General features: G+C 62.1%; 1 pseudogene. It reads left to right on the top strand.

The window, feature by feature from the left end:
• Positions 1–253: pseudogene (locus tag ACPYOJ_RS36015) on the top strand (tetracycline resistance MFS efflux pump); the annotation flags it as partial.

A 253-nucleotide genomic window follows, 5' to 3' on the forward strand; every position in this document is an offset into this window, starting at 1 on the left:
TTCGAGATCTGGCGGGCCAATCCATTCGGCGCGCTCAGGCAGATACGACGCTATCAGGGCATCGGCTGGGTCTGCGTCGTCATGTTCCTGAACTGGCTGGCGCATGGCGTCTATCCGGCCGTCTGGTCCTTCGTCACCTCCTATCGCTATGATTGGAGCGAGGGGCAGATCGGCTTTTCCCTTGGGGTTTATGGTATCGGCGCGGCCCTCGTCATAGGGCTTGTCCTGCCTCGGCTGGTGCCCATGCTCGGGG

The organism is Rhizobium sp. SVR5-9E (assembly GCF_056755095.1).